Annotated in this window: 12 protein-coding genes; 8 read left to right on the top strand and 4 right to left on the bottom strand. The window is 66.5% G+C overall.

Annotated features, from left to right (window positions below; all coding sequences use genetic code 11):
* Positions 1 to 37 precede the first annotated feature (37 nt).
* Positions 38 to 1,870 carry an AMP-dependent synthetase/ligase gene (locus ACIQTX_RS13920; protein ID WP_402972839.1) on the bottom strand — a complete coding sequence of 611 codons (1,833 nt, stop codon included), beginning with the start codon at positions 1,868 to 1,870 and terminating at the stop codon, positions 38 to 40.
* Between the two features lie 152 nt (positions 1,871 to 2,022).
* On the opposite strand from ACIQTX_RS13920, the gene ACIQTX_RS13915 reads away from it, so the two are divergent.
* Positions 2,023 to 2,712 carry a 1-acyl-sn-glycerol-3-phosphate acyltransferase gene (locus ACIQTX_RS13915; RefSeq protein WP_036273977.1) on the top strand — a complete coding sequence of 230 codons (690 nt, stop codon included), beginning with the start codon at positions 2,023 to 2,025 and terminating at the stop codon, positions 2,710 to 2,712.
* Between the two features lie 47 nt (positions 2,713 to 2,759).
* Positions 2,760 to 4,100, top strand: coding sequence for a class II 3-deoxy-7-phosphoheptulonate synthase (locus ACIQTX_RS13910; protein ID WP_105525708.1), 1,341 nt, complete (start codon positions 2,760 to 2,762; stop codon positions 4,098 to 4,100).
* 118 nt (positions 4,101 to 4,218) lie between these two features.
* Here the strand turns inward: ACIQTX_RS13910 and pknB are convergent, their stop codons facing one another.
* Positions 4,219 to 6,165: a Stk1 family PASTA domain-containing Ser/Thr kinase gene (gene pknB, locus ACIQTX_RS13905; protein WP_402972836.1), complete on the bottom strand. Its 1,947-nt coding sequence runs from the start codon at positions 6,163 to 6,165 to the stop codon at positions 4,219 to 4,221.
* A 78-nt stretch (positions 6,166 to 6,243) separates the two neighbouring features.
* Complete coding sequence (locus tag ACIQTX_RS13900) at positions 6,244 to 7,443, bottom strand: LysM peptidoglycan-binding domain-containing protein (protein WP_402972834.1); 1,200 nt, start codon at positions 7,441 to 7,443, stop codon at positions 6,244 to 6,246.
* Between the two features lie 130 nt (positions 7,444 to 7,573).
* Here ACIQTX_RS13900 and ACIQTX_RS13895 point away from each other — a divergent pair, with 130 nt between their 5' ends.
* Positions 7,574 to 7,933 (top strand): Rv2175c family DNA-binding protein, encoded by a 360-nt coding sequence (locus tag ACIQTX_RS13895; RefSeq protein ID WP_402972832.1) that lies wholly within the window; start codon positions 7,574 to 7,576, stop codon positions 7,931 to 7,933.
* A 13-nt stretch (positions 7,934 to 7,946) separates the two neighbouring features.
* Here ACIQTX_RS13895 and ACIQTX_RS13890 read toward each other — a convergent pair whose 3' ends face one another.
* Positions 7,947 to 9,035, bottom strand: coding sequence for a polyprenyl synthetase family protein (locus tag ACIQTX_RS13890; RefSeq protein WP_402972830.1), 1,089 nt, complete (start codon positions 9,033 to 9,035; stop codon positions 7,947 to 7,949).
* A gap of 97 nt (positions 9,036 to 9,132) precedes the next feature.
* Between ACIQTX_RS13890 and ACIQTX_RS13885 the strand changes: the two genes are divergently transcribed.
* From ACIQTX_RS13885 to ACIQTX_RS13865, 5 genes are all read left to right on the top strand, one after another.
* Positions 9,133 to 9,507, top strand: a complete 375-nt coding sequence (locus tag ACIQTX_RS13885; RefSeq protein ID WP_028501510.1) for a DUF3040 domain-containing protein — start codon at positions 9,133 to 9,135, stop codon at positions 9,505 to 9,507.
* Positions 9,508 to 9,774: 267 nt separating this feature from the next.
* Entirely contained in the window at positions 9,775 to 10,206 is a 432-nt protein-coding gene (gene mraZ, locus ACIQTX_RS13880) for a division/cell wall cluster transcriptional repressor MraZ (RefSeq protein WP_028501511.1), read from the top strand.
* 102 nt (positions 10,207 to 10,308) lie between these two features.
* Entirely contained in the window at positions 10,309 to 11,247 is a 939-nt protein-coding gene (gene rsmH / locus ACIQTX_RS13875; protein WP_402972827.1) for a 16S rRNA (cytosine(1402)-N(4))-methyltransferase RsmH, read from the top strand.
* Entirely contained in the window at positions 11,244 to 11,807 is a 564-nt protein-coding gene (locus ACIQTX_RS13870; RefSeq protein WP_028501513.1) for a hypothetical protein, read from the top strand. The genes rsmH and ACIQTX_RS13870 overlap by 4 nt, the downstream gene beginning before the upstream one ends.
* Positions 11,808 to 11,832: 25 nt before the next feature.
* Positions 11,833 to 13,602 carry a penicillin-binding protein 2 gene (locus tag ACIQTX_RS13865; RefSeq protein ID WP_105525712.1) on the top strand — a complete coding sequence of 590 codons (1,770 nt, stop codon included), beginning with the start codon at positions 11,833 to 11,835 and terminating at the stop codon, positions 13,600 to 13,602.
* Positions 13,603 to 13,629: the final 27 nt, after the last annotated feature.

The following is a 13,629-nucleotide window of genomic DNA, read 5'->3' as shown; positions in this document are numbered from 1 at the left end:
CCCGCACGCGCGGGGCCCTTCTTCATGCGTGGGGGCGTCAGCCGCCGAGCGGGACGTTCGTCGTAGCGACGGGCTCGTCGTAGATCGCGGCGATCTCGTCCGCGAAATCGTTCATGATGATGTTCCTCTTGATCGAGAGCTTCGGCGTCAGGTGGCCGGAGGCCTCGGTCCACTCCGAGTCGAGGATCGTGAACTTCCGGATCGATTCCGCACGCGAGACGCGGGCGTTCGCGGTGTCCACGGCCCGCTGCACCTCGGCGCGCACAGCCGGGTTCTTCGACGCATCGACGAGCGACATCGTGCCCTCGAGGCCGTTGTTAGCGAGCCAGGTCGGGAGCATCTCCGGGTCGAGCGTGACGAGTGCCGAGATGAACGGGCGCTGATCGCCGACGACCACGACCTGGCCGATGATGGGGTTCGCGCGGATCGGATCTTCGAGCGCCGCGGGCGCGACGTTCTTGCCGCCGGCCGTGACGATGATCTCCTTCTTGCGGCCGGTGATGGTGAGGAAGCCCTCGGAGTCGAAGCTGCCGATGTCACCGGTGTGGAACCAGCCGCCTTCGCTGAACGCCTCGGCCGTCGCCGCCGGATTGTTCCAGTACTCCTTGAACACATTGATGCCGCGGACCTCGATCTCGCCGTCGTCGGCGAGGCGCACACCGACCCCGGGGAGTGCCGGCCCGACCGTGCCGATCTTCGACTTGTCCGCGAGGTTCACGGTGGCAGGCGCCGTCGTCTCGGTGAGGCCGTATCCCTCGAGGATGACCACGCCGAGGCTGTGGAAGAAGTGTCCGAGCCGCGAACCGAGCGGCGCCGAGCCGGAGACGGCGTAGACGACGTTGCCGCCCATCGCCTCTCGGAGCTTGCTGTAGACGAGCTTGTTGAACAGGGCGAACTTGATCTTCATCCCGAACGGGATCGGCTTGCCTGCCTCGATCAGCTTCGAGTGCTCGATGGCGACATCGGCTGCCGCGCGGAAGATCTTGCCCTTGCCGCCGGCTTCCGCCTTCTGCTCCGCCGAGTTGTAGACCTTCTCGAACACTCGCGGGACCGCGAGGAGGAAGGTCGGCTTGAACGACCCGAGCGCCGGGAGGAGCTGCCGCGTATCCGGCTGGTGCCCCGTGCGCACTCCTGCATGGATGTCGAGGATCGAGATGAACCGGGCGAACACGTGCGCGGTGGTGATGAAGAGGAGGGTGGATGCTCCGGGCGTCTGGACGACCTCGTCCAGCGCCTTGGCCGAGTTGCGGGAGAGCTCGACGAAGTTGCTGTGAGTGAGCACGCATCCCTTCGGGCGGCCCGTGGAACCGGAGGTGTAGATGAGCGTCGCGATGTCGGATCCCACTGCGAGGGTGCGGCGTCGCTCGATCTCACCATCGGTCACCGATGCGCCCTGCGCGGTCAGGGTGTCGATCGCTCCGAGATGCAGCTGCCACACCTCGCGGATCAGAGGCAGGTCGCCGCGGACCTCATCGACGCGGGCGAAGTGCTCGGGCGATTCCACGATCAACGCGATAGCGCCGGAGTCCTCGAGGATCCACTGGATCTGGGAGGGGGAGCTGGTCTCGTAGATCGGTACCATCACGGCGCCGGCATAGAAGAGCGCGAAATCGACCAGCGTCCACTCGTACGTCGTTCTGGCAAGGAAGCCGACCTTCTCGCCCGGCTGGATACCGGCGGCGGCGAAGCCCTTGGCCAGGGCGATGACGGCCGTCTGGAAGTCGGCGGCGGAGATGTCGCGCCAGCCGTCGCCCTCGGGCACGGAGAAGAGCGCACGATCCGGAGTGGCTTCGACTCGCTTCACCAGGAGGTCGGCGACGTTCGCTTCGGGATCGGCTGGGACGATCGCGGGGACTTCAAACTGGACCACGGCAGCTCCTTCGGTACCGGTCGGGCACGGACTTGATTTCGAGTCTAGGGCATGGAACCCAGTCGCGCCCGAGGTGGAACTGGGTCGCGAGCAGGGGGAACGCGAGAAGAAGACTCTGGCGGATGCCGAGCACGGCGCTAGACTTCACCACGATGTTCTACTGGCTGATGAAGTACGTCGTGATCGGCCCTGTGGTCAAGGGGGTGTTCCGCCCCTGGATCGTGGGGCGGAAGAACGTGCCCGCGAACGGTGCGGCGATCCTCGCCAGCAACCATCTCTCCTTCGCCGACTCCATCTTCCTGCCGCTGGTGATCGACAGATCGATGTCGTTCCTCGCGAAGAGCGACTACTTCACGGGCCGCGGCATCAAGGGCTGGGCCACGAAGTTCTTCATGAAGGCCACAGGCCAGATCCCCATCGACCGTTCAGGCGGCAAGGCCTCTGAGGCATCTCTGAACACGGGGCTCCAGGTGCTCGGCGGCGGCGACCTGCTCGGTATCTACCCCGAAGGCACGCGCAGCCCTGACGGCAAGCTGTACCGCGGGCGCACCGGCATCGCCAGGATGGCGCTGGAGGCGAAGGTTCCGGTCGTGCCGGTGATCATGGTCGACACCGACACGGCGATGCCGATCGGCAAGCGGCTGCCTCGAATCGTGCGAGTCGGCATCGTCATCGGGGAGCCTCTCGACTTCTCCCGATACGCGGGCATGGAGAACGATCGGTACATCCTGCGTTCGGTCACCGACGAGATCATGGTCGCGCTGCAGCGGCTGGGCGAGCAGAAGTACGAAGACGTCTACGCGTCGACGGTCAAGGACCGGCTCCCGACCCGCGTCACATAGCCTTCGCGCGGATCTCGGTGGTATCGGTGACCACTAGGCTGGAACGCATGCTCCCGCACCACATCGAAGCCCTTGATGCGTGGCGCTCGCTTCCCATCAAGCAGCAGCCGCAATGGCCCGACGCGGACCGCGTCGCCGACGTCTCCCAGCAGATCGCGACCCTCCCGCCGCTCGTGTTCGCGGGTGAGGTCGACAACCTCCGCGACCGACTCGCGCGTGCTGCATCCGGCCGTGCTTTCCTCCTCCAGGGTGGCGACTGCGCTGAGACCTTCGCGGGAGCGACGGCCGAGCAGATCCGCAACCGCATCAAGACCGTCCTCCAGATGGCGGTCGTGCTGACCTATGGCGCGTCGATGCCCATCGTCAAGATGGGCCGCATGGCCGGTCAGTTCGCGAAACCGCGCTCGAGCGACACCGAGACCCGCGGCGACGTCAGCCTGCCCGCCTACCGCGGCGACATCGTGAACGGCTACGACTTCACAGAAGGCTCTCGCCAGCCCGATCCCGGTCGGCTCCTGCAGGGATACCACACGGCGGCATCGACGCTGAACCTGATCCGTGCGTTCACCCAGGGCGGTTTCGCCGACCTCCGCGAGGTGCACTCGTGGAACAAGGGCTTCGCGCAGAACCCGGCGAACCAGCGCTACGAGCGCATGGCTGCGGAGATCGACCGCGCCATCAAGTTCATGGAAGCCGCTGGAGCCGACTTCGACGAGCTCAAGCGCGTCGAATTCTTCACGGGCCACGAAGGTCTGCTCATGGACTACGAGCGGCCGATGACGCGTATCGACTCCCGTACGGACACGCCGTACAACACGTCGGCGCACTTCCTGTGGATCGGTGAGCGCACGCGCGAGCTCGACGGGGCGCACGTCGACTACTTCTCGAAGATCCGCAATCCCATCGGTGTGAAGCTCGGCCCGACCACGTCGCCCGACACGGCGCTGGCGTTGATCGACAAGCTCGATCCGAACCGCGAGCCGGGTCGCCTGACCTTCATCACGCGCATGGGCGCCGGCAAGATCCGCGATGCGCTTCCGCCGCTGCTCGAGGCCGTGCGCGACTCGGGTGCTCAGCCGCTTTGGGTCACTGATCCGATGCACGGCAACGGCATCACGACGCCCACGGGCTACAAGACGCGTCGTTTCGACGATGTCGTCGACGAGGTGCGGGGCTTCTTCGAGGCGCATCGCGCGGTCGGCACGTTCCCCGGCGGTATCCACGTCGAGCTCACCGGTGACGACGTCACCGAATGCCTGGGCGGGTCGGAGCATATCGACGAGGCGGCACTGGCCACGCGCTACGAGAGCCTGTGCGACCCGCGACTGAATCACATGCAGTCGCTCGAGCTCGCCTTCCTGGTGGCTGAGGAGCTCGAGAAGCGCTGACACTCCCGTCGCTGAGACGAAGAAAGCCGCCCTCCCGGAATCATCGTGGAGGGCGGCTTTCTCGTTGCGGCCGGTCTCAGCCTCGTTGCGTCCGGTCTCAGCCTGGTTGCGTCCGGGCTCAGCCGCTCAGCTGGATCGAGAGGTTCACCGTGCCGCCACGGGGGAGTGACTTGTCAGGGCCGGGGTCCTGACCTGTGACCTTGGCCATCTCCGCGAAGCCCGGGAGGTCACCCCAGGCGGCGTAGGTCGACTTGAAGCCCTTGTCGGAGAGGATCTTCTTCGCATCGTTCAGAGTCTTGCCCGAGACGTCGGGCACCGGGAAGAGCTCCGGTCCCTTCGACACGATGAGCTGCACGTTGTCGCCCGGACGCCAGTTGCCCTCTTCTGCGCGATCGGCGACGCCGACCACCACGTCCTTGGCGACGCTGTCGCTGAAGACGTACTGCGGGTCGGAGGTGACGGTGAGGCCCTTGTCCGTGAGGGTGGAGGTCGCCTCGCCGACCGACATTCCCGCGACGTCGGGGAAGTCGCCGGCGGAGACATACAGCTCGACCGTGTCGTCTTCGAAGATCTCGCAGCCGTCACCGCAGATGTATGCCTCGCCGCCTGCCCTCGGCGTGACGTAGGCGTTGATCACGATGCCGGAGTCGGCGTCGGAGAAGAGCAGCAGCGACTTGTCCGTGACCTTGACGTTGAGGCCGGTGAGGTAGTCGCGAGCGTCTTGCTCCGCTCGCCCGTTCAGCGCATCGAGGGTGTGGTTTGCGGGTCCGGCGGACACGATGACCGCGACAGGGGCGCCCTTGTCGAGCCGGGTGCCTTCCCCAGGATCGGTCTCGATCACGGTCCCTGCCGGGATGTCGATCGAGAACTCATCCTTCTGTGCCGGGACGAAGCCGGCTTCTGTCAGCACCGTCGCGGCGTCGTCGTAGGTGCTCCCGGCGACGGCGGGCACGGCGATGAGCGATCCGGGGCCGGAACCGAACCACCAGCCGACGCCGCCGGCGAGCACCGCGAGCAGCAGGACCAGTGTGAGGAGGAATGCGCCGCGCGCGCGCCGTTTGGAGGCTCGTCGGCGCAGGAGCGTCGCGTTGTCGATGGCGGCGGGGACCGGCGCGGTGGGATCGGCGATCACCATGGTGCCCGGCATCACCTTGGTGAGGTCGCCCGAGTCTGCATGGCTGTGCTGCGGAGCGGTCGCTCTGGCCGCGGTCGGGGCGATACCGAGGTCGCGCTCGATCTCTCGCAGCCGATCGAGCATCTGCTGGGCATCGTCCGGTCGCTCGTCCGGTGACTTCTCCGTGGCCCAGAGCACGAGCTCGTCGAGCTGCTCGGGGACAGCGGGGTTGCGGGCACTCGGTCGAGGCACAGACTCGGTGGCATGCTGGAAAGCGATCTGCATCGGCTGCTCGCCCTTGTACGGCTGTTCGCCGACCAGCATCTCGTACAGCATGATCCCGAGCGCGTAGATGTCGCTGCGGGCGTCGGCGGTGCCTCGCGTGACGAGTTCGGGGGCGAGGTAGGCGATGGTGCCCAGCAGCTGCTGTCCGGTGGCGGTGTTCGCCGTCGTCGCCCTCGCCAGTCCGAAGTCGCCGATCTTGATGCGACCGTCTTCGGCGAGGAGCACGTTCTCCGGCTTGACGTCGCGGTGGACGATGCTGGCTCGATGCGCGGCGGAGAGGCCGGCCAGGATCGCGTCCATGATCGTGATGGTCTGCGGGATCGTGAGACGCTTCTGCTCGCGGAGCAGTTCGCGCAGCGTGATGCCGGGCAGATACTCCATCACGAGATACGCGAGCTCGCCATCCTGCCCCTGGTCGAACACGTTGACCACATGTGGGTCTGCCAGGCGGGCCGCAGCTCTGGCCTCTTGGATGAAGCGGCTCTGGAAGGCGGAGTCGTCGCTGAGATGCGCGTGCATCACCTTCAGAGCGATACGTCGTTCGAGGCGGAGGTCGGTGGCGACGTAGACCGTGGCCATGCCGCCGCGGGCGATTCGAGCGCGAACTCGGTAGCGGCCGTCGACAAGCCGCCCGATGAGGGGGTCGGCCTGCTGATTGGTCGTCACGTCAGAATTCTATGGAGAATTGCCTGAGAGACAGGGGAGCGGCTCACCCCTCGGCCTTGTGGGTTTTCCCGAATGTCGTCAACTGTAGAGTGCGAGCCAGGCATATGCTTGCGTCTCCCACTGGCCGTACTTGTCCGGATAGGCCGAGATCTGCACGGCCTGTGCTGCTGATGTGAACGACATGTTCTCCCAGCCGGCGATGTCCAGGAGCCCGCGCGTCGTCTGTCCGTTCGGGTCGTTCTGCCCTCCGTAGAACACGCGAGTGCTCCGGTCGGCATCCATGATCTGCGCGGGTGTGCCCCATCCGGTGCTCGGGCGCTGCTGGAAGATGCCGAGTGAATCGCGATCGCCCCAGTCGAGGTTGCGCAGGTCGGATTCCACCATCCCGGTTGCGAGGGCGATGGCGATGGCGCGATCGGAGACGCCGAGTTCGCGGCCGATGCGGATGATGAGGGCCGCGTTCGAGGCCTGCTCCGCGGTGAGAGCGGCGGTCTGCTGGCCACCCGACGATGCAGGCGCCGGAGCGGGGGCTGCTGCGGGGCTCGGGGCGCCCTGCACGGCCAGTGTCTGGCCGGGGTAGATGATCGACGACGACCCTAGGCCGTTCAACGCGAACAGCGCCTGGGTCGTGGTTCCATACTTCTTCGCGATGCCGTAGACCGTATCGCCGGCGACGACGGTATGGGTCGCGGTGGCCCCGGGAGCGGGAGCGGGAGCGGCAGTCGCGGCCGGGAGCGCTGCCGGGGTCTGCGGTGCAGGGGATCCGGCGACGACCAGGCTCTGGCCGGGGAAGATGACCGATGCGCGGGTGAGTCCGTTGGCTGCCAGCACGGCATCGACCGTGGTCGCGTACCTCTGGGCGATGGCGTACACGGTGTCGCCGGCGACGACCTCGTGCGTGGTCGAGGCCGCGGGGGAAGGGGTGACCGCCGGTGCGACGGAACCGGCCGCAGCCTGAAGCGTCAGAGTCTGCCCCGGGTAGATCACCGACCGCCAGGAGAGTCCGTTCCACGTCAGGATGTCGACCGTCTGCAGGCCGAAGCGTGTCGCGACGGCGGACACGGTGTCGCCCGGCTGGACCACATAGCTCGTCGGTGCCACCTGGGCGGGTACCGCAGAGGTCGGCAGCAAGCGCTGGCGCTCGACCGTGGCGTTGTCGTGCATGACTGCGGCATCGGCCGGCGCCGCGCTGAGTGTGGTCGCCAGGGCACCGAGCACCGCGGCGGGTGCTCCGATCCGCAGGTGTCGCGTTCGACGCGTGGCGGTCTTGAGTATCAAGGCTTGCCCCCTTTTCGAGCTTTTCACGCTGACACGGATGTAAACAGAAGTCAACAGAAGTGACGCAAGTGAAAATTGTGACTGGAGGGTCGACATGCGACGGACCGGTAGAGATGAGATAGTTGGCAGCGTGTCTGAGAACGTTGCTGGAACCCCTGCCGCTGCTCCTGTCGAGTGGCTGACGATGCCCGACCTCGTCGAGGCGCTCGATGTGCCCCTCGGTCGCGTACGTCGTCTGATCGACGAGCACTACCTGGTGGGGTCGCGTCGCAGCGGCGTCTTCGCAGTGCCTTCCGTGTTCATCGTCGACGGCCACCCGTTGAGCTCGTTGCGCGGAACGGTCATCGTGCTCCAGGATGCCGGCTTCTCCGATGACGAGCTGATCGATTGGCTCTTCGCCGAGGAGGAGTCGCTGGGCCGTTCGCCGATCGATGCTCTGCTCGCGGGGAACAAGAGCGCCGTCCGCCGCCTCGCACGCACGCTCGCCTGAGGGCGAGTCCCGCTCAGGCCGAACGCACTGTGGCTGCGCGCGCGAGCTCGCGCAGGTCGCCGACCGCGGCGTTGTCGAGTCGCGCGCCCGACAACGCCCGATCCGCTTCTCGCGCATAGCCGGCGATCATCGCCTCAACCTGATCCAGCGCTCCGGATCCCGTGATCGTGGCCTGCAGGAGCGACACCTGCTGCGGTGTCAGTTCCGGGTCGCCGAGCATCTCGTCCAGGAGATTCCTCGCAGAGGCGTCAAGGCTCTGTCTCGTGAGCGCGATCAGCACTGTGCGCTTGCCCTCGCGAAGATCATCCCCGGCGGGCTTTCCGGTGACGGATGCGTCACCGAACACACCGAGCACGTCGTCGCGCAGCTGGAAGGCCATGCCGATCGGATGTCCGAAGTCGCGCAGCGCCGACATCTGATCCGCATCGGCGCCGCAGAATGATCCGCCGAGGACCAGCGGCTGCTCGATGCTGTATCTGGCGGACTTGAGCGATGCCACGCGCAGGGCCCGTTCGGCGTGGAGGGTTGCATCGTTCACACTCCAGGCCGATTCTTCAGCGATGTCGAGGAACTGCCCTGTGGTCACGTCTCGCCGCATCCTGGCGTATTCGGAGCGCACGACGCGGGCGTGCGGTTGCCCCTCGAGTGCCGACTCCAGCAGATCGTCGCTCCACGCGACGAGAAGATCGCCGAGGAGGATGGCCGACGCGCGACCGAAGGCCTCTGCATCGCCGGACCATCCCGCCTGGCGATGAGATGCCTCCAGGGCCCGGTGCGCTGCGGGGCGGCCGCGACGCGTGTCGGAATTGTCGATCAGATCGTCGTGGACGAGCGCGGCCGACTGGAAGATCTCGAGCGCAGTGCAGAGATCCCACAACGCATCGGTCTCCGTCGCGTCGCGATCGCCGAATCGAGCGACAGCACGCCAGCCGGCGTGGCAGAACCGCGCGCGCAGCCGCTTGCCTCCCGCGAACGTGCCGTCGGCGGCATCGAGGAATGCCTGCGCATCCGGACCGTATTCCGATGCTTCTTCGCGCATCTTCGAGAGGAAACGGGCGAGGTGTGCGGCGACGGCATCGGGGACAGGGGAGGAGGACGGCACGACTCCCAGCATACGTAAAGCAAGGCAAGGCCGAACTGCTAGCCGAGGAAGCCTCAGCGCGCGTAAGATGGAAGGCACAATACCCGAGGGGGACGAAATGCCACTCTCCGAACAGGAGCAGCGTCTGCTCGACGAGATGGAACGCCATCTCCTCCACAATGATGCCGATGTCGTGACCGCGCCGTCTGGTGATCGCGCGCTGAGCTACCGAAATCTCGTCTACGGTGCGCTCCTTCTGCTCGCCGGGGTCGGCGGTCTGATCGCCGGGGTCATCCTCGGCGGCGTGTGGGGCGTCGTCGTCGGAGTCGTCGGATTCGCGGCGATGCTCGCCGGTGTCATGGTCGCGGTCACTCCTGTGCGACGCACGACCGCAGCCGAGCCGCGCGAGCGATCGGCTCCCAAGAAGCACGAGTCCGCCTCGTTCATGGATCGCATGAACGACCGGTGGGACCGCCGCCAGGACGGTCACTGACCCTCTCCACACACTTCACGACAGAAGCCCGGATGCTGAGCATCCGGGCTTCTGTCGTTAACTTTCGGATCCGGCCGACCTGCTTCTGAGCGGCCGGCGTTCCTCCACCGGTGCTCCACCTTCCTCCACCGCGAGTTTCCGCGGTTTTTTGGTGCGCCCGACGGGCGCAACGCTGCCATCGCGTGGATTGGTCGTAGGTATGTGGAGGAAAGTGGAGTAAAGTGGGGCGCACCTCGAGTTGGCCGGACGCAGAGGGGGTGATGGCCGATGTTGCTGGGTACGCATTCACCGAAGCTGGACGACAAAGGACGGGTCATCCTTCCTGCGAAGTTCCGCGAAGACCTCGGCGGCGGCATCGTCGTCACCCGAGGCCAGGAGCGATGCCTCTACGTGTTCAGCACGGCTGAGTTCGAGGCCATGCACGAGCGGATCCGCCAGGCGCCGCTCGCCAACAAGCAGGCGCGTGACTTCATGCGTCTGTTCCTCTCCGGTGCGAGTGCGGAGATGCCAGACAGCCAGAACCGCATCACCATCCCCGTGCACCTGCGTCAGTACGCGGGGCTGCAGAAGGAACTCATCGTCACCGGAGTCGGCGCCCACGCCGAGATCTGGGATGCCGAGAGCTGGAACGCCTACCTCGCCGCCGGTGAGGAGACCTACTCCGACCTCGAGCAGGAGGTGATTCCGGGCCTCTTCTGACCACGGCTGTGATGCCCCGCCGCTCCCGCCCCGACACACTTCCCCGGTGCCGGGTCGCGAAGCGGAGGGGGATCAGAGCCGAAGGTCACCCCGAGAAAGATCATGAACCTCCGAGACATCCACACCCCAGTACTGCTCGACCGCTGCGTCGAACTGCTCGCTCCCGCCCTCCAGGCGGACGGAGCGGTGCTCGTCGATGCCACTCTGGGCATGGGCGGCCACTCCGAGGCGCTGCTTGCACGCTTCCCGAACATCCGCCTGATCGGACTCGACCGCGACACCGACGCGTTGCGCATCGCGGGGGATCGGCTCGCTCGCTTCCGTGACCGGGTAACGCTCGTGCACACGGTGTACGACGAGATCGGCCTTCATGCGCAGGGCGCATCGGGCATCCTGTTCGACCTCGGGGTATCCTCGCTGCAGCTCGACGAGGCCGAGCGCGGCTTCGCATATTCGAAGGATGCCCCGCTCGACATGCGGATGGATCAGACGAAGGGCGTCACCGCGGCCGATGTGATCGCCACGTACAGCGAGGGCAACCTCCGCCGCATCTTCGAGCGCTACGGCGAGGAGAAGCTCGCAGGACGCTATGCGCGCTTCATCATCGCGGCACGCCAGAAGCAGCCGATCACGCGTTCTGGTGAGCTCGTCGAGATCCTGATCGCCGCGACACCCGCCGCAGCCCAGCGCGCAGGCCACCCTGCCAAGCGCGTGTTCCAGGCGCTGCGCATCGAGGTGAACACGGAACTCAACGTGCTCGCAGATGCGATCCCGTCGGCCATGGATGCGCTCGGTGTCGGAGGCCGCATCGTCGTCATGTCGTACCAGTCGCTCGAAGACCGCCTCGTGAAGCAGGCTTTCGCCGCTGCATCCGCCTCGACCGCACCGGCGGGGCTCCCGGTGGAGCTCCCCGAACACGCTCCGCGGTTCCGCATCCTGACCAAGGGTGCTGAGCTCGCCGACGACGAAGAACGCGCGCGCAACCCGCGGGCGATCCCGGTGCGCCTGCGCGCCGCCGAGAAGCTGCGGGAGAGCGCATGAGCCTGAACGCCGTAGTCCGCAAGCCGGTGCAGCCGGTCGTACCGGAGAAGAAGCCGCAGCGGAAGCTGCAGCCCGTCACGCGTCCTGCGGTCCGCCGCAAGCCGAAGCTCGCCTACGCGCTGGTCGCTCTCGGCGGTGCCCTCGCGATCGGCGCCGCACAGATCGCTCTGTCGCTCGCGACCACTCAGGACTCGTTCACACTCGCGAGCCTCTCGTCGCAGCAGCGTGAGCTGAACCTCAAGACCCATGCCCTCCAGGAGGAGCTCACCGGTCTGAGTTCGCCGCAGGTGCTCGCCAACAACGCCGCCGGACTCGGAATGGTCGTCGCCGGCTCGCCGTCGTATCTGCGTCTCAGCGACGGAGCCGTCTTCGGCACCGGCGCAGGTGCCGACTGGACCTCGACAGTGAACCCCGAGGGCGTCGGCGCAGTGAGCAACTCACTCATCGTCGAGCCGCCGCCGCCCCCGCCTGCGGAGACCGACGAGGGGACGACAGAGGCGCCGACGCAAGACCTCCCGCCGTCGATCACCGACGGCCTCCCCAGCCCCGCCACGCACTGACACCGACGATCGACGGAGAGATCCCATGACGACCCGAGCAACCCGCGGACCGCGGCGACGCACCGTCGTCGCACTCGCGGTCATCCTTTCCGTGCTGGCCGCCTTCGTCGTGCGGCTGGTCGACATCCAGGTCGTGAGCGCAGACGAGCACGTCTCCGAATCGCTCGAGCACCTCGGCGCGAGCTCATCCATCCCCGGACAGCGTGGATCGATCGTCGACTCCGGCGGCACTGTCCTGGCCTCCAGCGTGTTGGTCTACGACGCGCAGCTCAGCCCGCAGGTGATCATGCTGGTCGAGGAGAAGGACCCGAAGCTGCCGTGGGCCGAGGCCTCCGACAAGATCGCGGCCGTCACCGGGCAGACCGGAGATGAAGTGCGAGCGCTGGTGTCGAACGCACTCGCGGAGAACCCGAACAGCCAGTACGTGGAGCTGAAGCGCGGTCTCAACACCGACCAGTTCATGAAGCTCAGGGCGCTGGGCATCTCCTCGTACCTGAGCATGCCGGCGCGCGAGACACGGGTGTACCCGAACGGAGCGGTTGCCGGCAACGTCCTGGGGTTCCTCGACAACTCGGGTAAGGCGCAGGCGGGCGTGGAGCAGCTGGACAACTCATGCTTGGCCCCCATCGACGGCGAGGAGACCTATCGCAAGGGCAAGGATGGGGTCGTGATCCCCGGGAGCGAGCAGACGGTCGATGCCGTGAACGGCGGTTCCGTGCAGCTGACCATCAACAGCGACCTGAACTGGTACCTGCAGCAGATGATCGCCGAAGAGGCGCAGACGCAGGGTGCCAAGGGCGGCACCGTCACCGTCGTCGAGGTGAAGACTGGGAAGATCCGCGCGGCGGCCGAGTGGCCGGCACTGGATCCGAACAATCTCGATGCGTCGACCCCCGCGACCAGAGCCAGCCAGATCTTCCACCACGACTTCGAGCCCGGATCGACCTTCAAGGCGATCACTGCGGCTGCGGCGATCGAAGGAGGGGGGCTGACCCCGCTCAGCACCGTCAGCGCTGCCTCCCGGGAGAAGTTCCCGAACGGCGCTGTCGTCAACGACGCTTTCAGCCACCCTGCGTACAACTACACCCTCGCCGGCGGACTCATCGATTCCTCGAACGTGGCGCTGTCGAAGTTCGGCACCATGGTGAGCCCCGAGGTGCGCTACGACTACCTGGAGAGGTTCGGCGTCGGCGAGAAGACGCTCGACTTCCCCTCCGAGGTCGGGGGCATCCTGCACCCGGTCAGCGACTGGGACAACCAGTCCCTCTACACGACGACGTTCGGGCAGTACTTCACGGTCACGGCTGCGCAGCTCGCCGGCGCTTACCAGGCGATCGCGAACGGCGGGGAGAAGATCGACCTCTCACTCGTCGAGTCGTGCACGGGCGCCGACGGCACCGTCACGACCCCGGCCGACCCGAAGCGCGAGCAGATCATCAAGGAGCAGACGGCCGCCGACCTCACCCGGATGCTGGAGAACGTGGCCGTGCAGGGTGGCAACGCCGAACGCATCCAGGTTCCCGGCTACCGGGTGACCAGCAAGACCGGTACGGCGCAGGTCTCCGACGGCAACGGCGGCTACAAGGCGGGGGTGTACTACACCAGCATGGTCGGGTTCGCGCCGGTCGACGATCCGCAGTACGTGGTCGTGGTGACCCTCGATGAGCCGACTAAGGTTGTATCGTCCGCGGCCACCGCATCCGCCTTCCAGAAGGCGATGACGCAGGTGATGAAAACCTATCGCGTGATGCCGTCCTCTGTCCCGATGGACGAGCTCCTCCCCAAGTTCGGATAGTCGGCGAGAGCCGCGCATGGAGATGAC

Origin of the sequence: Microbacterium sp. NPDC090281, assembly GCF_044769635.1 — a bacterium.
Taxonomy (GTDB): Bacteria; Actinomycetota; Actinomycetes; order Actinomycetales; family Microbacteriaceae; genus Microbacterium.
This window is presented reverse-complemented; position numbering and strand designations above follow the sequence as displayed.